Below are 24,058 nucleotides of genomic sequence, written 5' to 3'. Positions count from 1 at the left end.
ATTAGTAAGTAATTTATTTAATAAAACTTAAATAAATGGAGCTTATCATGGCTAAATTATCATTAGACGCATTAAATAATATTGACGGTTTTATCGCTGCTGCCTTGGTTGACAGTGAGTCAGGTCTTTCTCTAGCTGCTATCGGTACTGGTCTTGACCTTGAAGTTGCTGCTGCTGGTAACACCGAAGTGGTACGTGCAAAACGTAAAACTGCTAAAGCATTGGGCTTAAAAGACCATATCGAAGATATCCTAATTACTTTAAGCGGTCAATACCACTTACTGCGTCCTTTAGTACGTAACGAAAACCTATTCTTGTACTTGGTTCTTGACCGTCAAAAATCAAATCTTGCCATGGCTCGCCATGAACTTAAATCGTTTGAAACTGAATTAGACTTCTCTTAATTCTTCACGATGCAAATAATTAGTTAAATGTTTTACCACGCCCATAGCACCTCCTTCTATGGGCGTTTTTTTATTCTCTAAATTAGCAAATTTACCCTTTACCGTATTTTGACCACCCAATCAGACGCTTTACGATTTTTAATTAGTTTTTAAAGCCATTTGATGTCATAATTTATCCTAAGTATCGCCAATGCGATATCATAATAAAAAGTGAATAGACTGTGGATAACTTATGACCTTGCACGCCCAACCTACCCCTACGCCCACATTTGGACAATTTACCCCACCTGCATGGCTATCCGCCAAGGTGTTAGACGGTATGTTGCGAGGGATTGAAAAAGAAGGGCTTCGCATGAATCCCAAAGGCTTTCTTGCTGATACCCCTCACCCTAGCAAGCTCGGCTCAAAACTGACCCACCCTTATATCACCACAGATTATGCTGAAAGCCTGCTAGAGCTGATTACCGAGCCGAAACCGACCACCAAACAAGCCCTTGCGATGTTGCGTGAGCTACATATCGTGGTACAGCAGTCATTAGAAAATGATGAATTATTGTGGGGATTGTCAATGCCCTGTATGATGTCGTCTGATGAGGAATCCATTGTTTTGGCGGATTATGGCACGTCCAATACAGGTCGCCTAAAAACTTTATATCGACATGGGCTAGGCATTCGTTATGGTCGGCGGATGCAGACGATTGCTGGATTACATTATAATTTATCGTTTGGCGATATGCTGTTTAGCACTTGGCAACAACAACTGGGGGATACCCAATCACTGACTGACTTTAAAAATGCCAAATATTTGGGGCTAATTCGTAATTTTAAGCGTCTAAATAGTTTGGTGTTATATTTATTGGGGGCAAGTCCTGCGGTATGTGCCTGTTTTTTAAGTGGTCGAAATCACCATTTACAGCCACTCAACCCCACTACCTATTACTTACCCTATGCCACGTCCTTGCGGATGGGGAAATTGGGTTACCAAAATAGCGTCCAAGATGACCTTGACATTCGTTATAACGATTTGGCTGAATATATCCAAGGCTTACGTCAAGCCATTCACACGCCGAATGCCAGCTTTCAAGCATTAGGCGTGGATGATAAAGACGGCAATCCCATTCAAATCAATGACCATATTTTACAAATCGAAAACGAATACTATAGCCCCATTCGTCCCAAACAAGTGACCCTGCCTGATGAAGCTCCGAGTGAGGCATTGGCAAATCGAGGCATTGCGTACATTGAGTTTCGAGCGATTGACCTTGACCCATATAGCGACATTGGCATTCGCTTATCCAGTGCGTGCTTTATGGAAATTGTGGCATTGTATTGCTTGCTAAGTGATAGCCCTGAGTTATTACCAGCCGAAGAAGCCTTGCTTGCCACCAATCAAGAAATCATCGTCAATCATGGTCGAGAGCCAAATATTACAATTCAAACCGCCTCAGGCGATGTTCGCTTGAACGACTGGCTGACCACCCATTTGAGCCAAATGCGTCCGTTAGCAGATGTGTTAGATGAAGTTTATGGTGGCAATGATTACCGCACCGCTTTGACGCTGATGCTAGGTAAAGCCCAAAACCCTAACTTCACCCTATCCGCTCAAGTATTGGCAGATACGGAGCGTTATGGCAGTGCATGGAAATTAGGTAAAGCATTGGCAGAACAACACGCCAATTTATTACGCAATCAAGCATTAAGCGAAGAAAAACAGGCGTTTTATCAATCCCTTGCCGAAAATTCCATAACGGAGCAGACCACCTTAGAGCAACAAGACAGCATGGACTTTTATCAATTCGTGCAACAATATCGCTAACAAAAAATGATTAAAAAGTCTAAAAAATAGCATTATACTAATAAGAATGAATTGTTAAATTAGGTATATTATGAATCCATCTGTATTTCAACGTCTGACCAGTTTTCGTGGACTGGCAGGACTGTTAAGCCTTGGTAGCATTATCGGTATGGCATTTGCGTATTTTTATTTACAAGGGGTAGAAAAGCTTGACCCTTGCCCACTATGTATTTTTCAGCGTGTGGGCTTGATTATCATGGGAATTTTCGCCCTTATTGCGTTTATTTTTAACCCCAAAAATATCAAAGCCAGACTTGCTTTGATGGGTGGTGCGATGCTCGGTATGCTGTGGTCGATTGGGGTGGCGATTCGCCATATTTGGATTCAGCATTTACCACCCGACCAAGTACCCTCTTGTGGGCCGGGCTTAGATTATTGGATGGATACTTTGCCGATTGCTCAAGTATTTACCGAAGTATTCCGTGGTTCTGGGGAATGTGCGGTGATTGACTGGACATTTTTAGGTTTTAGTATTCCACAGTTGAGCTTGGCATTTTTTAGCGTGTTGTTTGCGATGATTATCATGGCAATGCTAAAAGCAAAACAGTGATAATTGCTTAAATTAAATAAAACAGATTTGTAGGGGCGTATTGCATACGCCCAACATAACAAAGCGTAACTGATGATATCATTCAAGTAATTATTTTTAACACAAACACTATCTAAAGTTACATATTCATCACATTATTTTTCAAAAAAGATATCTAATATAATTCTTAGTATAATATATGTTCAAATAATAATAACAGTTTCATAAAAACTACATGGTATGTAGCGTATTATAGTGGTTTAAACTACAAATAAGATACTAGGGACGTAGTGTATACGCCTAAAAATTTAAAGTCTTGTTTTTGATTTAACTCACTATATCTGTTACCACATACGATAACGATAGTTAGAATAAAAACTAAGCACTAAGGGCATTCGCATGAAAAATAAATTATTCATCACCTTATTACTATCCAGCCTTGCTTTGGTAGGGTGTGATAAACAACCCCAAAGCCAAGCCACTGCCCCTCCAACGACAGATACCGCCACACCTTCAAAACTCCCTGCCGATGCCCAAACCTATGTTGTCGGAGTCGATGCCAATTATGCTCCTTTTGCTCTCAATGATGAAAAAGGCAATGTGATTGGTTTTGATAAAGATATTTTAGATGCCATTGGTGAAAACCAAGGCTTTCGTGTCAATGCGGTTGGGAGTATTTGGGATAATATCTTTACCAATTTAAATGTTAACAAATTTGACTTGGTTGGCTCTGCAGTGACCATTACCCCAGAACGCCAAACCACCATGGATTTTAGCAAACCTTATATCGAGTCTTATATCGCCATCGCTTATAAAAACCCTGCCATTACTTCATTTGTTCAGCTTAAAACCAAAAAAATTGCTGTACAAAAAGGAGCGTACTCGATTGATATTCTCAAAAAAAATGGTATCAACCCTGAAAACATGATTGAGTTTAAAACAGGCTTTTTGGCGTATCAAGCCATGCTAACTGGCAAGACAGATGCCGTGTGTGATGATGTGAACGTGATTGATTATTCAACCAAACAATTAAAAAGCCTTGCAGACACCTCACAAGTCAAGCATATCCGACCACCCGTTACCGAAACAGACCTCGTTGGCTTTGCCATCAAAAAAGGTAGGAAAGACTTGGTAGATAAGGTCAATAAAGGCTTAGATAATATCAAGCAAAATGGCATGTATGATAAAATTTATGCCAAATGGTTTGGTAATAATGCGGTGATTATATCTGCGTCTAGCAGTGCCTCGACTGCAAAAAACTAAATTAGGACTTACGCAAAAATATCATTGGTAGGTTGGGTAGAAGAATGACACCCAATATAAACCATCCAAATTGTTGGGTATCGCAAGTGGGTTTGGTCTAATATTCCTTTTAGGCAATTTTTGGACAATTTTATCCATTTATTGCTAAAATTGTTGCTGAATGATTGGCTTATTGTGTCAATTTGCATTATGATTAAACAACAATATTAAATAAAATAATAATCCTTATTTACCAAACAAAAACAAATTATTTTATTTAGTATATCAATAACTTAATCCCCATTCATTAAAAGGGAATAGCAATGGAATTAAAACTTCTTAGCACCATGATGTGCATATCTTTAGCAATGGTCGGCTGTGATAAATCATCACAAACATCTGCCCCAACTACAACGGGCAGTACGGTCGCCAGTACCACTTCAACAAACAATGCAACAGTTACTGCTTCAAAACTTCCTGCAAATGCACAAACCTATGTTGTCGCAGTAGATGCTAATTTTGCACCCTTTGCCTTTAAGGATGAAAAAGGTAATATTATTGGTTTTGACAAAGATATCTTAGATGCCATTGGCGAAAACCAAGGTTTTCGTATCAATATCATTGGCGATCGTTGGGATAATATTTTTGATGATTTAAATGCTGGTAAATTTGATTTGGTTGGCTCTGCTGTCAGCATCAATGCAGAACGCCAAGCAACCATGGATTTTAGCAAACCCTATATTGAATCCTCCATTGTTATTGCTTATAAAGACCCTGATATCACCTCATTTGACCAGCTTAAAGCCAAAAAAATTGCTGTACAAACAGGGTCATACGCCAGTGACGTTCTCAAAGAAAATGGCATTGCCCCTGAAAATATTATTGAGTTTAAAAGTAACTTTTTAGCCTATCAAGCCGTAGTCAATGGTAAAGCTGATGCCGTTTGTGAAGACCTCAATGTATTAAACTATTTGGGTAAGCAGTTGAAAAGTGTTACTGACACCTCAAAAATCAAGCAAATGAAACTACCAACTACCGAATCAGATATGGTGGGCTTTGCAATCAAAAAAGGTAGGAAAGATTTGGTAGATAAAGTCAATCAGGGCTTAGATAACATCAAGCAAGATGGGACTTATGATAAAATTTATGCCAAATGGTTTGGTGATAAAACGATAAGTACATCAGCGTCTAGCAGTGCCTCAACCACGAAAAACTAGATAATTCATTACCAAACTTATTCTTATAAGTAATGAAACAAAATTAAATACCAATACTTATGACCCCACCCCAGCCCTCCCCTTAGCAGGGGAGGGAGCGGTTCTCCCCCTGTTAAAGGGGAGTTAGAGGGGGTTAATGAAATTATAATTTAATATTGTTCAGTTACTTATAAGTATTAGCCAATTTTTCGTCTTTATTTATAAAATTGTTACCGAATTGTTGGCTTAATGTATTTATTTATACTATGATTAATATAAACTAGCAGACCAAATGTTGTTATAGGTTATGAATAAAATAATAATCTAATGGTCTTATTTTAAATATAAGCAAATATTTGTGGGCTATTTTTATTAGTTTTAGTTAATCATAAGGTGTAGATGAAAATGATGAAATTAAGTTTTTTTGGCACAATATTATGTTTGGGTATGGTGATTATAGGCTGTGATAGACAAAATCAAACAAATACCCTCAACCAGTCTGAAGTAACAGCTACCACACCAGTTGCTTCCAAATCCGATACAACTGTAGCACCCTTACAGACTTATACAATGGCAGTTGACGCTACTTACCCACCCTTTGCATTCAAGGACGAAAAAGGTCAAGCCACAGGATTTAATATTGATATATTAAAAGCTATTGGGAAAAAACAAGGGTTTGACGTTAATGTCATTCCTCGTGACTGGAATGGTATTTTTGATGGTTTAAATAGTGATAGTTATGATATTGTTGGCTCAGGTGTTGGTATAAACAAAGAACGCAAACAAAAATTTACCATGTCGGATAGTTTTGTTATTTCTTCAATGGTTATAGTAGTCCTAACACAAACCCCAATAGAAACTTTAGCAGATATCAAGGGTCAAAAAATAGGCATCATTAAAGGTTCAACATGGAAAGCTGAGTTAGAGAAACATACAACTAATACTCAAGATGTCATTGAATATGAATCTACTTACTTAGCAATTAAAGGTTTATTATCAGGTGAAGTTATAGGTGTGTTAGACGATAAATTAGTGCTTAACTACCATTTACAGCAAATAATTAAGCAAACTACGAAGACCTTTAAAGAGATTGAATTTCCTGTGAATAACACCCCTACTGAAACAGGTAATGACGGCATCGGGTATGCGATGAAAAAAGGCAATAGTGAACTCAGTGGTAAGATTAACAAAGGTCTAGCGGATATCAAGGCAGATGGCACTTATGATAAAATCTATAGTCATTGGTTTGGTAACAGCCCAAAAAAATAACTTCACTGTGAATTTTGATATAACTCATGTTATAAGTAACTGAATAAATTCAAATTACAATCTGATTTTCCGTGGGTTACGCTTCGATAACCCACGCTATAAGATTGAATATTGTAAGATAATTTTGTTTCGTTACTTATAGCCATTTAAATTAGCAATAATCTTTCGACATTCTGAGTGTATACAATACGCCCTTACAAAATCAGTCTGATTTCTAATTTGAACTACGATAATTGACTGTTTAAACACTAATCTTTATATTTTTATATCTTATTAAAGGATGCTTATTATGGCTTTCCCTAGTCTGTCAAAAAAAAACGTGTCGCCTACTGACACCAAAACAACAACATTGGCGACCCAAAAAACTTCGACTAAAGCCAATGATAAAACCAACAATATGGGTGGTCGCTATCGCTCACTGATTATTTCAATTGCATTATTCTTATCATTGATTGGTGCATTGTTGGCTTATACCTTCTATGCTTCCAATATTTTGCAACAAAATACCGCCTTGATTAATACATCGAATAGGGTTGCAAACGATGCTCAATTAGTCATTAAAGATATCTTCGACATGCAAAACAGCTATGGTGAAGATATTACATCGCCCCACATGACAACGGTACTTAAACGCCTAAAAGAAAATAGCCAAAGCATTGATGAAGTAATTAAAGGTCTAGAAACTGATGGTAAGATTGTGGATAAAGATGGGCATACCATCTACACAGGGGCGGTAAGTGACCCTAGTATTTTACCTCACTTAAAAGAAACCAAAGACCAATGGCTTCAACTAAAACCCAAGGTTGAAGATTACCTAAAAGTGGCTAATAACATCGAAGCAGACTCATCGACTGCCCTATCAGTCGCAGGGGAGCAAGCCAAAACCTCCAGTTTGGCAATGAATGATTCACTAGCAAAATTAACAGACTCTGTTTATGAGAAAGCCGAAAACCAAGCCAACAGCATCCGTATGGTACAGTTGATTGGGGTGGCTGCGATTTTGGGCTACTTTGCGATTTTCATCTTCTTCTTCCTACGCCGTTTACGTGATGCTGACGCCCAAGCCATTGCCGCCCAACAAGAAACCGCTGATATTATGGCAAACGTTGGCACAGGTCTGTTCCTTCTCGATAAAGAATTAAATATCGGTAACCAATACTCAGCCCAGCTTGCTAAAATCTTAGGGGATAATAAAATTGCTGGTCAAAACTTGACCCGTGTCCTCAAAAACCGTGTATCCGACAAAGACCTTGAAACCACCGAAGGCTTTGTTAAACAGCTGTACAACCCACGTGTAAAAGAAAAATTGGTGGATGACTTAAATCCGCTGAAAAAAGTTATGCTCCATGATGAAGAGCAAGGCATTAGTAATAACCGCTACCTTGACTTTAAGTTTTCACGTGTTTATCAAGATAGTCAAATTGATAAAATCTTGGTCAACGTACAAGACGTCACCCACCAAGTTCGCCTTGAACAACGTCTTGAACACGAACGGGCTCAAAATGACTTGCAGATTGAGATGTTAACCACTATCTTAAATGTAAGCCCAGCTATCATTCAAGACTTTATCACTAACACCAAACAAAACATCACTAAAATCAATGACGTTTTAAAAACATCAGGTAGTTCGCAAGGTGAGCTTGAAGATAAACTGACTCGCATGTATCGCATCATGCACAGCCTAAAAGGTGAGGCATCGGCACTGAACTTACATAGCTTTACCTCAATCGCCTCAAACTTTGAAGAAAAACTCAAAGGGCTACAAGGTAAAGGCAAACTATCAGGCAATGACTTCTTACCACTGACCATTCACTTGGATGAACTGCTAAACCTATCTAATACCATTGAAGCATTGGGTCGCCGTATCAACCAAAATACCGCAGGTCTAGCAGGTGTTGCACCGCTTGCTCCTGCCAGTACAGGTGCTACCATTCAGCCAATAAACCTGATAACACCACAACAAACAGGACTCAATGAATTTTATGAGCAGTTTGCCCAAAATATCGCCACTCGCCAACAAAAGCAAGTCAGCCTAAAAGCGACTGGTTTTAATGAAATCCCATTACCGCACCAGCTTGAAACCACACTTAAAGAAATCGTCATTCAACTAGTGCGAAATGCTGTGGTTCATGGTATCGAAACGCCAGAACAACGCATCAGCCAAGGGAAACCTGCTGAAGGTCGTGTTGGCTTGAGCTTAATTGAATTGGGTGAATCTTATAAACTAACCATTGAAGATGATGGGCGTGGCTTAGATTTTGGGGCAATTCAGAAAAAAGCCATTGAAATGGGCTTTGATGCCAATGATGTTGCTAACTGGAGCAAACAAAAACTGACTGGCTTATTATTCAAATCAGGATTTAGTACCCAAACTCATGCAGATGAAGACTCGGGGCGAGGTGTTGGAATGGATATTGTTAAAGAGCATATTCAATCACTACAAGGACATTTGGGCGTAGATACCAAAGAAGGGTTATTCACTCGCTTTACCCTAAAAATCCCAAAAGATCCAAATGCCGAATAATAACTGTTTAATTTATAAGGATAATGACATCTATGCACCGTTTAATGATTGTTGACGACTCTAATATTATTCGTAATCGCATTCAGCGTATTTATAACTCTGATCAGTTTATCTTGGTTGCCACTGCCAGTAACGGCGAAGAAGCCCTCGAAAAATTTGATTTGCATCGCCCATCGGTTGTTACCATGGATTTGACCATGCCTCAGATGGATGGTTTGGAATGTATCGAAAAGTTGGTCGAGAAAGACCCCAATGTCTTGATTCTAGTGGTATCTGCACTGTCAGATAAAGCCACAGGTATCAAAGCCCTAGAGCTAGGTGCAAGTGGATTTTTGACCAAACCTTTCTCAGAGGAAGAACTTGGTGATGCGTTGAGCGAATTGGTGAGTGACTTATGATACCCGAAAAAAAATTCCAAGTATTCATTGATGGTGTCGCCCGATATTTTAGTCAACTTCACGATGAAGAAATCACCATCGCCACACCTTATCTAAAAGAAACCCATGACCCTTTAATCAGTGATTATACTGGGGTAATTGGCATCACAGGTAATAATAAAGGGTTGGTCTACTTCACTGCCCCGAGCGATTTACTTAAGCAAATGCTGACAACCATGCAAGAGTCTGATGATAGTGAACGCAACTTGGTAGATTTGGTCGGTGAAGTCGCTAATACCGTGGCAGGTAACGCTCGTAGTGAGTTTGGGCAGGAGTTTAATATCTCTGTACCCTTTGTATTTAAGGGTCAGCCAGACAGTGTGATGTTGCCCAGTGATAGCCATGCGTTTGTGATTCCACTGGAATGGAAAAGCAAGCAAGCAGCCATTGTTGTATATTTACAAAAATCTTAATGATATTGCGTATCATGGGATACGCATAGACGACTTAACCCATATAAAATATCACCACGTATTTCATAAAATGCAGTGGTGTAGATGTGATTTTTTTCGTAATATTATATAATTTGCTTATATTTCCTAAAAAGTCTAAATAAATCGAGAATATTCATGAAAGCTGAAAGACTACAGGTATTTATTGATTCGGTGACTAATTTTTTTAAACAAATCAATAGCAACGATGCCATGGTGGATACGCCTTATATCCACGATAATGAACGCCCCTTAGCCTATGATTTTAGTGGGATTATCAGTATTACAGGCCCACTTGAGGGCTGTGTATATGTTAGCTCCGAAACCCCAATGCTTCGTAATATTTTGCATACCATGGGTGAGCCTGATAACTCCATTCGTTTATTAAAGGATTTGGTTGGTGAAATTGCCAATACCATCGCTGGTAATGCTCGCCGTGAGTTTGGTTCGGAATTTATCATTTCGCCACCCATCATTGTCGATGGTGCGCCCTCTACGACTTATTTGCCGAGAGATAAACGTTCGTATGTGATTCCTGTCACTTGGGATAAATACAAGACCATTATTGGTATTTGTTTAAGCTAATGACTGGCTGTATCAATGTTAATCTCCCCCAACCCCCTCTTTAATAAAGAAGGGGCTTTGTTTGATAGGGGTTGTAAAACTTTTATTCCCACTCAATCGTTGCAGGTGGTTTGCTCGATACATCGTAGGTCACACGAGATACATCTTTGATTTCGTTCATAATACGGTTTGATACGGTTTCAATCAAATCATACGGCAAATGGGCAAAACGTGCGGTCATAAAGTCAATGGTTTCTACCGCACGCAACGCAATCACCCACGCATAGCGTCTGCCATCACCGACCACACCCACAGACTTGATAGGTTGGAATACCGCAAAGGCTTGGGCAGTTTTGTCATACCAGCCTGATTTTTCTAACTCTTGCATAAAGATAGCATCGGCAAGACGCAAAATATCGGCATATTCTTTTTTGACTTCACCCAAGATACGCACGCCCAACCCCGGACCGGGGAACGGATGGCGATAAATCATTTTATGTGGTAGACCTAATGTCGTACCAAGTTTTCGCACTTCATCTTTAAACAAATCACGTAATGGCTCAACCAACTTAAACTGTAAATCATCTGGCAACCCACCAACATTGTGGTGCGACTTGATAACATGGGCTTTACCTTGGTGGCTTTTGGCAGATTCAATCACGTCTGGATAAATCGTACCTTGTGCCAAAAATTGAATACCTTTGCCATCACTACCTTGTTCGGTAAGTTCACGAGCGGTATCGGAAAATACATCAATAAAGGTTTTGCCAATGATTTTGCGTTTGGCTTCTGGGTCGCTGACACCTGCCAAAGCGGTCAAAAAGCGGTCTTCGGCATCGACACGAATCACTTTGACACCCATATTTTCGGCAAAAATCTGCATCACTTGGTCGCCTTCATGCAAGCGGAGCAAGCCATTATCGACAAACACACAGGTCAGTTGGTCGCCAATGGCTTTATGCAATAACGCCGCCACCACTGAGCTATCCACACCGCCAGATAAGCCAAGCAATACTTGCTCATCACCGATTTGCTCTTTGAGTTGAGCGACACGCATATCAATGATGTTGTCTGGTGTCCACACATTGCCACAGCCACAGATTTGATGGACAAAACGCCCCAAAATCGCTTCACCTTGTAGACTATGAGTGACTTCTGGGTGAAATTGTAAGCCATAGTATTTTTTATCATCATTTGCCATACCCGCAATCGGACAGCTTGGCGTACTGGCAGTGGTGATAAAGCCTTCAGGTAATTTGACGACTTTATCACCGTGGCTCATCCAAACGTGGAGTTTACTTGGCTCATCTTCGATATTGTTAAGCAATTGGCTGGCATTGTCGGCTACATTCACTGTTGCCGAACCAAACTCTTGATGGTCGCTTGATTCGACTTTGCCACCAAAACGTTCTGCCATCGCCTGCATACCATAGCAAATGCCCAATACAGGCACGTTTAGTTCAAACACCGCTTCGTTAATTTTGGGGCTATTTTCGGCATGCACGCTTTCTGGCCCGCCTGACAAAATCACGCCTTTTGCTCCAAATGCCTTGATACGCTCGGCATCAATGTCATACGGATACATTTCGCAGAATACCCCTGCTTCACGCACACGGCGAGCGATAAGTTGGCTATATTGCGAGCCGAAATCCAAGATTAATACCCTATCTTGTTTAATCACACTGGTTGGCTCTGATATATTGTTTTGCTGTGACATAACACCCTCTGACGTTGGATAATTAGATAAAGAATGATAAAAAATAATGGTGATTATTGTAGCAATTTCTAGCGACAATTACCCTATTTTGTTTTGAGGGCATATCAATCCATGCTCAATCAAATCAAAACACGGTTGCAAAGTGTACCAATTTTTTCACAGAACCCATCAGCTTGTTACTTAACAAGCAAATTGGTGATGACTTTTTTACTAAATACAACATAACGATGCTCAATCGCTAACAGACTGAGAAATTTTTTTGGGTATTATGGAAAAACATTCAGCAATAACAGTCAAAAACGTATAACAAGGAAAATTTTAGTTTGCGTATGTTATTGTTAAATTTGATATTTTTATACAAACCCAGCTAAATTTTAACATCAAATATAAAGTTAAAATTTAGTTTTTATTAACAATTTATGAGGAAATAATCATGGTAGATTCAATTAACAACGAAAATCTAAATCTTGACCCAATTACTGGTGAACCAGGCTCACATCCAGTGGGTACAGCATTAGGTGGGATGGGTGGTGCAGCTGCAGGGGCAGCAATTGGTGCAATTGGTGGTCCATTAGGAATGCTGATTGGTGGAGCGATTGGGGCGATTGCAGGCGGTGCAGCAGGTCATGCAGCAGGTGAAGCAATTGACCCAACCGTGGAAGATACCTACTGGCACGATACTTATTCTCAAACCACTTATTATAAAGATGGCTATGACTATAACACAGACTATCAACCTGCGTATGCAGTGGGCTATGCCAATCGTGCCAAATACCCAGTAGGTACAACGTTTGACAGCGTTGAAGCAGAGCTTGAGCGTAGTTGGAATGAAGTTAAAGGTGGCTCACGCCTTGCATGGGAGGAAGCCAAAGAAGCGATTCGTGATGGTTGGGATAAAACTGATGCCAAATTGTCTGGTCGTCACTATACCCCTCGCACTCGTGTATATGCGGAAGGCGAAGAAAAAGGTCATCCAATTGCCACAGGTACAGGGGCTTTGGGTGGTGCGGCAGCAGGTGCAGCCGTGGGTTCAGTCGCAGGTCCAGTCGGTACATTGGTTGGTGGTGCAATCGGTGCAGTGGCTGGTAGTAAAGCAGGTCATGAAGCAGGCGAAATGGTGAACCCAACCACATCCGAAGATGCTTATGAAAAACCACACCCAGTGGCTAGTGGCACAGGGGCGTTAGGCGGTGCAGCAGCAGGTGCAGCGATTGGTTCAGTCGCAGGTCCAGTCGGTACACTGGTCGGCGGTGCTATCGGTGCAGTTACTGGCGGTGCAGCAGGACATGAAGTCGGCGAAGCGGTCAACCCAACTCAAGCAGGCGAACAACGCAAAGAAGCCAACCCAGTCGCTAGTGGTACAGGTATGACAGCAGGTGCAGTAACAGGTGCAACCATCGGTGCAGTGGGTGGTCCAGTTGGTTCATTGGTCGGTGGTGCAATCGGTGCGGTTGCAGGGGCTGCTACAGGCAATGCCATTGCTAATACCCTTGAGGGCAACACTGAAGAAGACAACTACTGGCGTAGCAACTACACTACCACGACTTACTACAATAAAACTTACGACTATGACACAGATTATCGCTCAGCGTATGACTATGGCTATCGTGCAAAAAACCACTTCACCACTGCCAATGACTTTGAAAGTGTTGAAACTGAATTACGCAACGATTGGGAACGCTTTAAAGGCAACTCACGTTTGACTTGGGATGAAGCTCGCCTAGCCGCTCGTGATGCGTGGTATCGTATTCAACGTTAGTTCATTGAACAAGCACTAATTGAGCAATTAATAAAAAGGCTTTTCAGTAACGAAAAGCCTTTTTTGTTTGTGGGTAAAGTTTTAAAACAATACCATTTTTATCCCAATACCCATCAGCACCAATCCGCCAAAAATCTCGGCTTTGCTTTCAAGCCATGTTCCTGATTGTTTGCCCAAATATACCCCTGCAAAGCTAAAAATCCCTGTTACCACCGCAATCACGGCACAGGATAAAAAGGCATTAACTTCAATTAAATTCAAGGTAAACCCTGCCGCCATCGCATCAATACTGGTGGCAATCGCAAGGGTGGTCATGGTTTTTTGGGTTAATGTTAATTCTGCTGTATTGGCAATGTCTAACGCATCGCTGTGAGGCGTATTTTCTCCCTCATCCTCGTCATCATATTGTAGGGCTTCATACAGCATTTTACCGCCCAAGCCCAATAAAATTACACAAGCAATATAAGGTGCTAAGTGTTCAATAAAGCCCAATACCGAGCGTCCACCAAGATAGCCGATGAGAGGCATTACCCCTTGAAACACCCCAAAATATAGCCCTGCCATCAAGGCAATTTTGAAGGTATATTGACGGTGTTTTGCCCCTAGCCCAATGGATACCGCAAAGGCGTCCATGGATAAAGCCAATGCTAAAAGCAATAAAGATATCATTATAAAGTACCGTTTTTAAAGAAAATTTTTTAATAAGGAAGCTACAGCAATTTTTTTATTGAAGCGTATCATCAACTTCCACTGGCAAACGTTTTAGCATTTTATCATACACACTTTGACGTTTATCTACACCAATCACAATGATAATTAACCTGTCATCTTTAACTTGATAAACCAGCCGATAGCCAGAAGCCCGCAGTTTGATTTTATAGCACCCTGCCAACTCATCGGATAACCGTGCTGAATCAACGTGAGGATTTGCCTGTAAAGATTTTAGCTTTTTTTTGAATTGTTCTTTAACGGTCGCCCCAAGTTTTTGAAATTCCTTGAGTGAGGTTTTGGTAAAATGGATTTTATAACAAACTGATTCATCACAAGGCATCTAAATCCACCTCAAAGCTCGGCTCGGGATTTTTTAGACGATGCTTAACCATATCAATCAAATCATCATCATTATCAACCACCAATGTTTTAATTGGTAATTGGCGATAGGTTGCAATATATTCAAAAAACACACGAACTGCATCACTTTGACTAACATTCATTTCATCAAGCACCAAACAAGCTTTATGTTTAATGTCATCGTCAATACGGATATTTAACGTTGCCATCGCTCACCTTTTATATCAAATAGTTAATGATATTATAATGCGATTTTGCATTACACTCAATTCGCAATATCTGCCTGTTTTTTTTAGGCAAAATAATGCTAAAAAATAAGGGACGTATGCCATACGCCCCTATAAAATCATCTTCTGACGATAGCCTGCTTAAATATCCAAATTCGTCACACTTAACGCATTTTCTTCGATAAAGGCACGTCTTGGCTCAACGTCATCCCCCATCAAACAAGTGAATAAATGGTCAGCCGCAATCGCATCTTCAATGGTCACTTGTAGCATATGGCGGTTTTCTGGGTCCATCGTGGTTTCCCATAATTGGTCGGCATTCATCTCGCCCAACCCTTTATAACGCTGAATCGCCAAGCCACGGCGTGCATCACTCATAATAAATTGCCATAAATAATCCATGTCAGGAATTGGCAGTTTTTTGTCCCCTTTGGCAATATAAGCACTGTCAGAGAATACATCTTTCCACTGCCCTGTCAAACGGTGCAAGCGAGCATATTCGCCAGAATTAACAAAGGCGGTATCTAGCAAATACGAATGCGGTAACTGATGTACATGAATAGTCACTCGTGGCAAATAATAATCCACCGACTTATCACCCTCTTGGCGTTGCAAGGTTTCTAACTCAACGGTGGGCTTAAGGGCTTTGGCAGTGGCGAGCAGTTGCGTAGATAGCTTGTCCGTCCATGCTTGCATTTGGGCATGGTCGCCAAGATTATCCATGCTGAGTTTGTCAATGCGTGCCAATGCGTCAAGCACACTGGCTGGGTACTTGATTTGCAAGCGATTTTTTACCACTTGGGTTTGGTTATAGTCATTGAGCAAAGTTTCTAGGGCTTTGCCTGTCACCGCTGGTGTGCCTTCGGACAAGTGTAATTGGGTTTCGTCAATGGTAGAAGACAATAGATAAGCTTTTAATGCCTCATCGTCTTTGACATACAATTCTTGACGACCTTTTTTGACTTTATACAGCGGTGGCTGGGCGATATAAATATGCCCACGTTCCAACAATTCTGGGGTTTGACGGAAGAAAAACGTCAACAACAAAGTACGAATATGCGAGCCATCCACGTCCGCATCGGTCATAATGATGATTTTGTGATAACGGAGTTTATCTGGGTTATACTCATCTTTCCCAATGCCTGTACCAAGGGCGGTAATCAGCGTGCCGACCTCTTGTGACGATAACATTTTGTCAAATCTGGCACGTTCCACATTCAAGATTTTACCTTTGAGTGGTAAAATCGCTTGGGTTTTACGGCTACGCCCTTGTTTGGCAGAACCGCCTGCTGAGTCCCCTTCCACAATGTATAACTCTGATAAAGCAGGGTCTTTTTCTTGGCAATCCGCCAATTTACCGGGTAAACCTGCGATATCGAGTGAAGTTTTACGGCGTGTTAATTCACGGGCTTTGCGAGCCGCCTCTCTAGCACGAGCGGCATCAATGATTTTGCCTGCGATGGCTTTGGCTGCGTTGGGGTTTTCCAGTAAATAATCGTTAAATTTATCGTGCATCGCAGATTCGACTGCCGATTTGACTTCACTTGACACCAATTTATCTTTGGTTTGGCTTGAAAATTTAGGGTCTGGCACTTTCACCGATACAATCGCCGTCAACCCTTCACGAGCATCATCGCCCGATACTTGGATTTTTTCTTTTTTGGCAATATTTTCGCTATCCATATAGCTATTTAACGCACGAGTCAACGCCGAGCGAAAGCCCGATAAATGCGTACCGCCATCCCGTTGTGGAATGTTATTGGTAAAGGTCAATACCTTTTCGTTATAGCTGTCAGTCCATTGCAATGCCACTTCCACGCCAATGCCATCAGCCTGTTCACTGCTAAAATGGAACACTTCGTTTAAGCCTGTTTTGCCTGCATTGATATAGCTAACAAACTCGGACAAGCCCCCTGCGTGTTCAAATTCATGGCGTTTGTCTTCACGCTCATCGGTCAACACAATGCGGACACCTGAGTTCAAAAATGACAATTCACGCAAGCGTTTGGCTAAAATTTCATAATCAAAAATTGTCACGCCTTTAAAAATAGCACTACTACCTTCTTCGCCCACACTGGGATAAAAGCGAACTTGCGTGCCTGTTTTGTCGGTTGGCTCAAGTTTGACCACATCGGTCTGTGGCTCACCATTGGCATAGGTTTGTTGATAATGAAACCCTTGTCGCCAAATATCTAGCACCAATTTTTCGGACAAGGCATTCACCACCGACACGCCCACGCCATGCAGACCGCCTGATACTTTATAGCTATTGGCATCAAATTTACCGCCTGCATGAAGTACAGTCATAATGACTTCGGCAGCCGATACGCCTTCTTCTGGGTGAATATCGACAGGAATACCACGACCATTATCACGCACGCTGACCGACTCATCTTCGTGAATCACGATGTTGATTTCGTCACAATGCCCTGCCAGTGCCTCGTCAATCGAGTTATCCACCACTTCAAATACCATGTGGTGCAAGCCTGTTCCATCATCGGTGTCGCCGATGTACATACCAGGACGCACACGCACGGCTTCCAAGCCTTTGAGTACACGAATACTGTCTGAGCCATATTCTTGTGGGTTGGCGGTGGTGTCCAAAGGTTTTTCTAATTGGGTATCTGACATGACAACTCCATGAGTTTAACAAGCGTTTTTTGCCAAAAAACTATTCAATGAATGTAAAAAATCTTGCTAAAAATCGCAATAATTTGCGAGAATTTTTTGGCAAAATGAAAGGGGCTATTTTAACAAATTTTGGCTAAAAAGTCATGTATTGCGTGCTTTTAGCATCAACTTATTAAACAGTTAAAACCTTCTTTTGATAATGCTTTTTTAGGCGATAAATATAACTTAATGCCATAAGATAAGCTAAAGGGTAGCCAATTAATCGTAAGGGATTTAACCAAATCATTATTTTTGACCTAGTTTCCCATTGTTGTATTTTCTCAGTTAAATAATCTTTGTTATAACCCCAATCTGGAATCATCGGAAAGAAGGCAAACATTAATGGTATTTGTGGAGCAAAACACAGTAAAACATCATTGATAATTGGCTTAATGTCTTGCCAACTGGGATAGTATTGTTCAATTTTTTGTAGATAACTTGAAAATTCATCTTTACCGATACCAATTTCTGACCAAGATAAGCTGACATAATCCCAAATAAGCCATTGTTTCTCAATATTATCAGCTATCATTACTTTTGACCTCGCCTTGTTCCACGTGAAACAATTTAACTTCTTGTTGCCAAATTGCCTCAAGCTTCGGCACAATATCCGCCGATAAACTGGTAATAAACAACTGCGAATCCACCTGTTTTAATCCACTCAATAACAACCCCAATGCCCTATCATCCAACTCAGCCGTGATATCATCAATCAATACCAACGGCACTTTACCCACCGAATTTAATAATGGCAATTGCGATAACCGAAGTGATAACATCAATAGCTTTTTTTCACCTCGAGATAGCACATCAGTGGCAGGAAAGCTGTGTTTATGCGAATGTCCATTTTCATCAATGGACGTATTATCAAGCATCACATTAATATCAGCACGGTGACAGCCCATGCGAGTATAACCCAACTCCAAATCTTGCCCCAACCGCTCTGCCAATGTCGCAGTTAGCCCTACAGCAGAATCAAACCCCACGGTATAACGCAAGCGTAATTTATCGGCATATTGGGGCAAAAATACTGCCAACTGCTCGCTAAAATGGCGTTGCCAAGCCTCTATCGTGGGTTGACGTAGCTGATGGATTTGTTCGGCATACTGCCCCAACTCTTTATCCCATGCTTGAATTTCTTGGTGTTGCCATTGGCTGATTTGGGCGAAATGCGGTATTTGCTTGAGCAGGCTATTACGTTGCTTGAGGATTTTTTGGTACTTGAGCCAAGTGGGATGAAAGTTTTGTTCCACGTGAAACAATAACCAATCCAAAATTTCACGCCGTGCTTGACTACCTGTTTCTAGGCTATTGAGGGTTATCGGCTCAAATAATAACGTGGGCAATAGCTTGGCAAGCGGACTTTGGGTAAGGACGCTATTTTGATTCAGGCGAAGTTGGGTACTGGCATCTTGGGCTTTTTCGATGGCGATGGTTTGGCTATCGGTATTGGGGTCGGTGAGTTTGGCAAATACCGTGGTGCGGTCAAAGCCGTATTGAATATAGTGTTTTGGCTGATGATGGCGAAAACTTTTGCCACGAGATAATAAATAGATGCTTTCTAAAATAGACGTTTTACCACTGCCGTTCTGCCCCAAAAAAACATTGCAACCACCAAGCGGTAGTTGCAATTGGGTAAGATTGCGAAAATGGTGAATTTGTAGGTCTGTCAGTTGCATAAACGAGCCAGCGTCTAAATTCGCATTGGCATGACCACAAATTGATATTGTGGTTCGAGTGGTTTTTCGAGCAATACCGAGCCATTGGCTTGCCCCATTTTAAACACCACATCAAAGCTATTTTCGGCATTGATAAAGGTCGGTACAACTTGGCTAGGGTCAAACGCCTCATCAGCATCAGCACGCACAGGCGGTAATTCCCCACCTTCAAAGGCTTCTTCATCGTCTTTATCTTGGGATTTCTTACGGTTCATTGCTTCTAGCACATCGAGCAAATACGCCACATTAAACGAAATTTCTAGGGCTTCACCTGCGTATTGAATCGGCAAACGTTCGGTAGCTTCATCACGGTCAGCATTATGGGCTTTGACAATTAATTCAGCTTGAATGGGGTCAAAATTAAAAATAATGCCACGGGTTTTTTCATCACTCAAAATCGCCACACGGCGTAGCACCTCTTGCAGTCCTGCATGGTCAAGGGTGGCAACGTTGGATTGATTGGTTGGGATTACTCGGCGATAATCGGGGAATTTTCCGTCAATCAGCTTGGTGGTAATCGCTACCCAAATTGGTGGGGCAAGTTGGGCGGTATCTTGTACCACTTGGGTAAAAGGTAACACAATTTGAAAAAATTCTTTTCCAATATTAAGGTTAAATTGACTGGCTAAATTGGCAAACACAGGATTTTGTTTTTTGAATTTACGTGCCAATTTATCATTTTCACCCAACAAACGTTGTAACAAACGCTGTAATTCTTTTACCCCTTTTCTTGGCACAATCATACTACCCTCAAATTGGGTGGGATTTTGAATGGGGGCGGTTGCCAATGCCAAACGGTGTCCATCGGTCGCCACCGTGGTCAATTGGTCGGCACTAAATTCACACAGCATCCCTGTCAGATAATACCGCACATCTTGCACCGCCACGGCAAACTCGGTTTTATCCAATAGGTTAATCAAATCTTTATCGCTAATTTGGACTTGGCTAGGGGCGTCCACTGCACCCAAATGCGGAAAATCTTCGGCAGGTAAAGTGTTAAGTTTAAAACGGCTAGTGCCTGCACTGATATGTAATTGGTTATTTTCCACCACCAAATTTACCTTATCCGCTTTGGATGGCAAAAATTTGATAATATCGTGGAAACGATCAGCAGGCACAGTGATTTGCCCTGCTTGTTGGCACACGCCTTCAGGTAATGTTACCTTGGCATACACCTCCACTTCCAAATCTGAAGCCGTCAATTCCAATGCCGTGGGGCTGGCAACAATTTTGAGATTGCCCAAAATCGCCATATTGTGGCGTTTATCAGCGGCCTTAAAAATCAGCTCAATGGCTGGAAACAACAAACGGCGAGAAATGGTTAATTGCATGAGCTTACCTCAACGTGATTCCTTTAGCGAATAGGAAAATTCAATAAAATAAAAAATTAGGTTTGAAGCATTAATTTTAGCGTGCGAAAATCTTTATCAAACATCGCATCGGTCAAACACAATTCTTGCACTTTTTCACAAGCGTGCATCACCGTGGTATGGTCACGACCGCCAAATGACTGCCCAATATCAGTAAAACTGTGATTGGTCAATTCTCGTGCCAACATCATCGCCACTTGGCGAGGGCGTGCGATATGTCGTAAGCGTTTTTTACCCATCAAATCCTTCACCGACACATCATAAAATTCTGCAACCACTTTGCGGATATTGTCCATGCTCACCGCTTGCACACGAATCGCCACCACATCTTTGAGAGCCATCTGCACCAACTCCAAATGTACAGGCTGATTGAGTAAGCGTGACATAGCAAATACTTTGTTCAATGCCCCCTCAAGCTCTCGCACATTGGCAACGATATGTTGGGCAATAAAAATCGCACAATCTTTGGGCAAACTCATGCCCTGTGACTTGGATTTTTTTTGTAAAATCTGAATCCGAGTATCTAACTCTGGCGACTCTAATGCCACCGACACTCCCCAAGAAAAACGGGATTTGGTACGCTCATCAAACTCAGTCAATGCACTGGGATGACGGTCAGACGCCAAAATAACTTGCTTATTTTTACTGATAAAATCATTAAACAACACCAAAAACTCAGCACTGCTTTTGGGCTTACTGGCAATCACATGAATATCATCAATGATTAACAAATCTGCCTTTTTGATTTTATCCTTAAAATCATCAATCTTATTTTGCTTAATCGAATACACCAACTGATTGACGAATTTATCCGAGGTAAAATAATAAAAACTCTTACCTTGTTTTAAAATTTCATGTGCCACTGCCTGCATCAAATGGGTTTTACCCAACCCAGTTGACCCATACAAAAACAAGGGATTATTCTTCGACTCACCTAGCGTTTGGGCGGTTTCTTTGCAGATACTATACGCAATTTGATTGGATTTACCCATGACAAATTGGTCAAACGTAAAACTGGGGTCAAGATACTGAAATGACGAAGCCCGATCAGCTTTCGCACTACCTTCTACCCCAGCAACTGGATAACCCGTGGTTGAGCTACCGACATCTTTGAGTAGGGTTGGGGCTTTATCAATCTGAATCTGCACCTCAATCGCACGTGTGGGTTCAATTTGGCTGACCACCGACTGGATTTGGGCGAGATGGTTTTTCTCGATATAGGTGGCAAAATATTGATTGGGTACCATAATGACCAGCATATCTTGCTGTTCAACGGCGGATAATGGTCGTATCCACATGGTAAAGATATTATCAGGTACGTGATATTTAAGTTCATCAACACACCGTTGCCACAATGAGCTTGCCATAATGCTTAGACCCTCCAAAAAGTGCGGTTACTTTAGCATAAATCCGACTAATAACAAAGCAAATTTTTATGTGGAAAACCCTGTGGATAACATTGTGGATAACTTAAAAGAAAGCTTTACACACAAATTACACACAGGTTTTCAACAGGGTTATCAACAATTCAAATTATTGAATTAAAATAAAAATATTGACTTATCCACCAAAAAACGGCTTACTAATAATAATAATATCTATATATTATAATATACTATTAGCAAAAACCATTTTGTGGATAACTTTTTCAATCCATTCAAATGTTTTATGCTAAAAAACTTGTATTCTTAGCGATAAAACCAGATTGATTTTAGAAAGTGAATAACCAAAATAACCGAATGCTATCAAATCGAGTCATCTCATTAGGTTAACGTAATAACAATTGTCAATGATAAACGCTATTAAAATATAAAAATTAGTGCAATGAAATCTTGACGTGATTGATAAAAACAAGGATAATATTGGATTAACTGTTTTTAGAAGTTTAAAAGTTTTAACCGCTATCGGTTAAATATTAACTGACATTTAGCCAAGGTGAATACCCATGAAACGTACTTTCCAACCTAGCGTCATCAAACGCAAACGCACCCACGGTTTCCGTGCTCGTATGGCAACCAAAAATGGTCGTCAAGTATTAGCACGTCGTCGTGCCAAAGGTCGTCATCGTTTGACCGTGTAATTCAATGATGATTTGACAGCTTAACGCCTTGTTAGTACCCATTGGGTGTTAATCATAAAAAAGCGATGTAAGTAATTATATCGCTTTTTTTATGCCAATTGATTTTATCTCCTGCCCTCCCCCACCCATATTGTGTGGTCATTTGGTTAGGGGTAAATTGTGGATAAGTAGAGAAATAGTGTGGATATGATGGTGCAAGTGACTGGTTTGGGGTTTGATAAGCAACAACGTTTATTAACCCCCAAAGATTTTAGCCCTGTGTTTAATCAAGGCGGTATGAAGATTCATCAGTCACATTTGTTATTTTTTGTCAAAGTGCGTACTGAGGGAGCAGTTTCTCGGTTAGGGTTGGCAGTGACTAAGAAAAAAGTCAAACGGGCCCATGAGCGTAATCGGATTAAGCGGTTAACTCGAGAGTATTTTCGCTTGCATCAGCATGAGTTGGGCATGGCGGTGGATATGGTATTGACGGTGAAGCAATCACCAGAGCCATTAACCAATGCAGAAATTTATCAGCAGTTGGCATTGGCATTTGGGGTGATGAAGCGTAAGTTAGGTGTCGCTTCCGCCAAAGCGGTGTAAGCCAGTTATATGAACTATGGTAAGTTAGGTATAGGGCATTGGCTGAATCAAGGCTTGGCACGGTTATTATTGGGTGTGATTCAATTCTATCGCTATGCCATCAGCCCGCTATTGCCTGCTCGTTGTCGATTTTATCCAACGTGTTCAAGTTATGGGATAGAAGCGGTGCGTTTACATGGTGGGTGGTTGGGCGGTTGGTTGACGATTAAACGTGTATGCCGTTGTCATCCGTGGGGTGGTTCTGGTGTGGATTTTGTGCCGTTGCCCTTATATCGCTATCAGTATCATTATGTGATGAGGCGTGATAATGCCAATGGATGGGGCATGTTGCCTCATGGTTTTGGGGTTTGGTATTGGCGTGTGCGATGAGTTTTAGCGAGGTGTGTTTGTTGGCGGATGGTATTTCGGCAATA

Annotated in this window: 22 protein-coding genes and 3 pseudogenes; 16 read left to right on the top strand and 9 right to left on the bottom strand. The window is 41.1% G+C overall.

From position 1 onward, the window contains the following. Window positions 1–47: 47 nt before the first annotated feature. The 10 genes from ACK1U4_RS10275 to ACK1U4_RS10230 all read left to right on the top strand — a co-directional run bounded on the left by ACK1U4_RS10275 (window position 48) and on the right by ACK1U4_RS10230 (window position 10,472). Entirely contained in the window at window positions 48–404 is a 357-nt protein-coding gene (locus tag ACK1U4_RS10275) for a roadblock/LC7 domain-containing protein (RefSeq protein ID WP_419401579.1), read from the top strand. A 232-nt stretch (window positions 405–636) separates the two neighbouring features. Then, window positions 637–2,220, top strand: a complete 1,584-nt coding sequence (gene gshA / locus ACK1U4_RS10270; protein WP_419401580.1) for a glutamate--cysteine ligase — start codon at window positions 637–639, stop codon at window positions 2,218–2,220. Between the two features lie 70 nt (window positions 2,221–2,290). Beyond that, window positions 2,291–2,809, top strand: a complete 519-nt coding sequence (locus ACK1U4_RS10265; RefSeq protein WP_419401581.1) for a disulfide bond formation protein B — start codon at window positions 2,291–2,293, stop codon at window positions 2,807–2,809. A gap of 378 nt (window positions 2,810–3,187) precedes the next feature. Continuing rightward, complete coding sequence (locus tag ACK1U4_RS10260; protein WP_419401582.1) at window positions 3,188–4,051, top strand: transporter substrate-binding domain-containing protein; 864 nt, start codon at window positions 3,188–3,190, stop codon at window positions 4,049–4,051. A gap of 302 nt (window positions 4,052–4,353) precedes the next feature. Continuing rightward, entirely contained in the window at window positions 4,354–5,247 is an 894-nt protein-coding gene (locus ACK1U4_RS10255) for a transporter substrate-binding domain-containing protein (RefSeq protein WP_419401583.1), read from the top strand. Between the two features lie 384 nt (window positions 5,248–5,631). Continuing rightward, on the top strand, window positions 5,632–6,495 hold the full coding sequence (locus ACK1U4_RS10250; RefSeq protein WP_419401584.1) for a substrate-binding periplasmic protein: 864 nt from the start codon (window positions 5,632–5,634) through the stop codon (window positions 6,493–6,495). A gap of 289 nt (window positions 6,496–6,784) precedes the next feature. Continuing rightward, window positions 6,785–9,019 (top strand): ATP-binding protein, encoded by a 2,235-nt coding sequence (locus ACK1U4_RS10245; protein WP_419401585.1) that lies wholly within the window; start codon window positions 6,785–6,787, stop codon window positions 9,017–9,019. A gap of 32 nt (window positions 9,020–9,051) precedes the next feature. After that, the gene (locus tag ACK1U4_RS10240; protein ID WP_419401586.1) at window positions 9,052–9,417 is read left to right on the top strand and encodes a response regulator; all 366 of its coding nucleotides are present in this window, start codon (window positions 9,052–9,054) and stop codon (window positions 9,415–9,417) included. After that, on the top strand, window positions 9,414–9,869 hold the full coding sequence (locus ACK1U4_RS10235) for a chemotaxis protein CheX (RefSeq protein WP_419401587.1): 456 nt from the start codon (window positions 9,414–9,416) through the stop codon (window positions 9,867–9,869). The genes ACK1U4_RS10240 and ACK1U4_RS10235 overlap by 4 nt, the downstream gene beginning before the upstream one ends. A 156-nt stretch (window positions 9,870–10,025) precedes the next feature. Beyond that, the gene (locus ACK1U4_RS10230) at window positions 10,026–10,472 is read left to right on the top strand and encodes a chemotaxis protein CheX (RefSeq protein ID WP_419401588.1); all 447 of its coding nucleotides are present in this window, start codon (window positions 10,026–10,028) and stop codon (window positions 10,470–10,472) included. An 82-nt stretch (window positions 10,473–10,554) separates the two neighbouring features. On the opposite strand, the gene guaA is transcribed toward ACK1U4_RS10230, so the two are convergent. Beyond that, a complete protein-coding gene (gene guaA, locus ACK1U4_RS10225; RefSeq protein WP_419401589.1) occupies window positions 10,555–12,168 on the bottom strand; it encodes a glutamine-hydrolyzing GMP synthase in 1,614 nt (537 codons plus the stop codon). Between the two features lie 433 nt (window positions 12,169–12,601). Here guaA and ACK1U4_RS10220 point away from each other — a divergent pair. The 3 pseudogenes from ACK1U4_RS10220 to ACK1U4_RS10210 form a co-directional block, all read left to right on the top strand. Continuing rightward, a pseudogene (locus ACK1U4_RS10220) lies at window positions 12,602–13,066 on the top strand (hypothetical protein); the annotation flags it as partial. 12 nt (window positions 13,067–13,078) lie between these two features. Further along, window positions 13,079–13,270: pseudogene (locus ACK1U4_RS10215) on the top strand (glycine zipper domain-containing protein); the annotation flags it as partial. Window positions 13,271–13,321: 51 nt separating this feature from the next. Then, a pseudogene (locus tag ACK1U4_RS10210) lies at window positions 13,322–13,483 on the top strand (glycine zipper domain-containing protein); the annotation flags it as partial. Window positions 13,484–14,008: 525 nt separating this feature from the next. Here ACK1U4_RS10210 and ACK1U4_RS10205 read toward each other — a convergent pair. From ACK1U4_RS10205 to dnaA, 8 genes are all read right to left on the bottom strand, one after another. Continuing rightward, entirely contained in the window at window positions 14,009–14,596 is a 588-nt protein-coding gene (locus ACK1U4_RS10205) for a manganese efflux pump MntP family protein (RefSeq protein WP_419401590.1), read from the bottom strand. A 55-nt stretch (window positions 14,597–14,651) separates the two neighbouring features. Then, window positions 14,652–14,978 carry a type II toxin-antitoxin system RelE family toxin gene (locus ACK1U4_RS10200; protein ID WP_419401591.1) on the bottom strand — a complete coding sequence of 109 codons (327 nt, stop codon included), beginning with the start codon at window positions 14,976–14,978 and terminating at the stop codon, window positions 14,652–14,654. Next, a complete protein-coding gene (locus ACK1U4_RS10195; RefSeq protein ID WP_419401592.1) occupies window positions 14,968–15,207 on the bottom strand; it encodes a type II toxin-antitoxin system RelB/DinJ family antitoxin in 240 nt (79 codons plus the stop codon). Before ACK1U4_RS10195 ends, ACK1U4_RS10200 begins: the two co-directional genes overlap by 11 nt. A 159-nt stretch (window positions 15,208–15,366) precedes the next feature. Continuing rightward, entirely contained in the window at window positions 15,367–17,856 is a 2,490-nt protein-coding gene (gyrB, locus tag ACK1U4_RS10190) for a DNA topoisomerase (ATP-hydrolyzing) subunit B (protein WP_419401593.1), read from the bottom strand. A 172-nt stretch (window positions 17,857–18,028) separates the two neighbouring features. Next, the gene (locus ACK1U4_RS10185) at window positions 18,029–18,427 is read right to left on the bottom strand and encodes a hypothetical protein (protein WP_419401594.1); all 399 of its coding nucleotides are present in this window, start codon (window positions 18,425–18,427) and stop codon (window positions 18,029–18,031) included. Beyond that, the gene (gene recF / locus ACK1U4_RS10180; RefSeq protein ID WP_419401595.1) at window positions 18,417–19,574 is read right to left on the bottom strand and encodes a DNA replication/repair protein RecF; all 1,158 of its coding nucleotides are present in this window, start codon (window positions 19,572–19,574) and stop codon (window positions 18,417–18,419) included. Before recF ends, ACK1U4_RS10185 begins: the two co-directional genes overlap by 11 nt. A 14-nt stretch (window positions 19,575–19,588) precedes the next feature. Further along, a complete protein-coding gene (dnaN, locus tag ACK1U4_RS10175; protein ID WP_419401596.1) occupies window positions 19,589–20,944 on the bottom strand; it encodes a DNA polymerase III subunit beta in 1,356 nt (451 codons plus the stop codon). Between the two features lie 56 nt (window positions 20,945–21,000). Then, a complete protein-coding gene (dnaA, locus tag ACK1U4_RS10170; RefSeq protein WP_419401597.1) occupies window positions 21,001–22,350 on the bottom strand; it encodes a chromosomal replication initiator protein DnaA in 1,350 nt (449 codons plus the stop codon). A gap of 578 nt (window positions 22,351–22,928) precedes the next feature. On the opposite strand from dnaA, the gene rpmH reads away from it, so the two are divergent. The 3 genes from rpmH (at window position 22,929) to yidD (ending at window position 24,014) form a co-directional block, all read left to right on the top strand. Continuing rightward, window positions 22,929–23,063 (top strand): 50S ribosomal protein L34, encoded by a 135-nt coding sequence (gene rpmH, locus ACK1U4_RS10165; protein WP_050326012.1) that lies wholly within the window; start codon window positions 22,929–22,931, stop codon window positions 23,061–23,063. A gap of 186 nt (window positions 23,064–23,249) precedes the next feature. Further along, the gene (gene rnpA, locus ACK1U4_RS10160) at window positions 23,250–23,645 is read left to right on the top strand and encodes a ribonuclease P protein component (protein ID WP_419401612.1); all 396 of its coding nucleotides are present in this window, start codon (window positions 23,250–23,252) and stop codon (window positions 23,643–23,645) included. A gap of 9 nt (window positions 23,646–23,654) precedes the next feature. Further along, entirely contained in the window at window positions 23,655–24,014 is a 360-nt protein-coding gene (gene yidD / locus ACK1U4_RS10155) for a membrane protein insertion efficiency factor YidD (RefSeq protein ID WP_419401598.1), read from the top strand. The last annotated feature ends 44 nt before the right edge of the window (window positions 24,015–24,058 follow it).

The organism is Moraxella sp. TY6 (assembly GCF_048551375.1).
Classification (GTDB): domain Bacteria; phylum Pseudomonadota; class Gammaproteobacteria; order Pseudomonadales; family Moraxellaceae; genus Faucicola.
Note: the sequence above shows the minus strand (reverse complement) of the source record. Positions and strands in the feature narration are given on the sequence as shown.

Coding starts and splice junctions, on each gene's coding strand:
- ACK1U4_RS10275 (WP_419401579.1), top strand. CDS start 48: ATGGCTAAATTATCATTAGACGCATTAAATAATATTGACGGTTTTATC.
- gshA (WP_419401580.1), top strand. CDS start 637: ATGACCTTGCACGCCCAACCTACCCCTACGCCCACATTTGGACAATTT.
- ACK1U4_RS10265 (WP_419401581.1), top strand. CDS start 2,291: ATGAATCCATCTGTATTTCAACGTCTGACCAGTTTTCGTGGACTGGCA.
- ACK1U4_RS10260 (WP_419401582.1), top strand. CDS start 3,188: ATGAAAAATAAATTATTCATCACCTTATTACTATCCAGCCTTGCTTTG.
- ACK1U4_RS10255 (WP_419401583.1), top strand. CDS start 4,354: ATGGAATTAAAACTTCTTAGCACCATGATGTGCATATCTTTAGCAATG.
- ACK1U4_RS10250 (WP_419401584.1), top strand. CDS start 5,632: ATGATGAAATTAAGTTTTTTTGGCACAATATTATGTTTGGGTATGGTG.
- ACK1U4_RS10245 (WP_419401585.1), top strand. CDS start 6,785: ATGGCTTTCCCTAGTCTGTCAAAAAAAAACGTGTCGCCTACTGACACC.
- ACK1U4_RS10240 (WP_419401586.1), top strand. CDS start 9,052: ATGCACCGTTTAATGATTGTTGACGACTCTAATATTATTCGTAATCGC.
- ACK1U4_RS10235 (WP_419401587.1), top strand. CDS start 9,414: ATGATACCCGAAAAAAAATTCCAAGTATTCATTGATGGTGTCGCCCGA.
- ACK1U4_RS10230 (WP_419401588.1), top strand. CDS start 10,026: ATGAAAGCTGAAAGACTACAGGTATTTATTGATTCGGTGACTAATTTT.
- guaA (WP_419401589.1), bottom strand. CDS start 12,168: ATGTCACAGCAAAACAATATATCAGAGCCAACCAGTGTGATTAAACAA.
- ACK1U4_RS10205 (WP_419401590.1), bottom strand. CDS start 14,596: ATGATATCTTTATTGCTTTTAGCATTGGCTTTATCCATGGACGCCTTT.
- ACK1U4_RS10200 (WP_419401591.1), bottom strand. CDS start 14,978: ATGCCTTGTGATGAATCAGTTTGTTATAAAATCCATTTTACCAAAACC.
- ACK1U4_RS10195 (WP_419401592.1), bottom strand. CDS start 15,207: ATGGCAACGTTAAATATCCGTATTGACGATGACATTAAACATAAAGCT.
- gyrB (WP_419401593.1), bottom strand. CDS start 17,856: ATGTCAGATACCCAATTAGAAAAACCTTTGGACACCACCGCCAACCCA.
- ACK1U4_RS10185 (WP_419401594.1), bottom strand. CDS start 18,427: ATGATAGCTGATAATATTGAGAAACAATGGCTTATTTGGGATTATGTC.
- recF (WP_419401595.1), bottom strand. CDS start 19,574: ATGCAACTGACAGACCTACAAATTCACCATTTTCGCAATCTTACCCAA.
- dnaN (WP_419401596.1), bottom strand. CDS start 20,944: ATGCAATTAACCATTTCTCGCCGTTTGTTGTTTCCAGCCATTGAGCTG.
- dnaA (WP_419401597.1), bottom strand. CDS start 22,350: ATGGCAAGCTCATTGTGGCAACGGTGTGTTGATGAACTTAAATATCAC.
- rpmH (WP_050326012.1), top strand. CDS start 22,929: ATGAAACGTACTTTCCAACCTAGCGTCATCAAACGCAAACGCACCCAC.
- rnpA (WP_419401612.1), top strand. CDS start 23,250: ATGATGGTGCAAGTGACTGGTTTGGGGTTTGATAAGCAACAACGTTTA.
- yidD (WP_419401598.1), top strand. CDS start 23,655: ATGAACTATGGTAAGTTAGGTATAGGGCATTGGCTGAATCAAGGCTTG.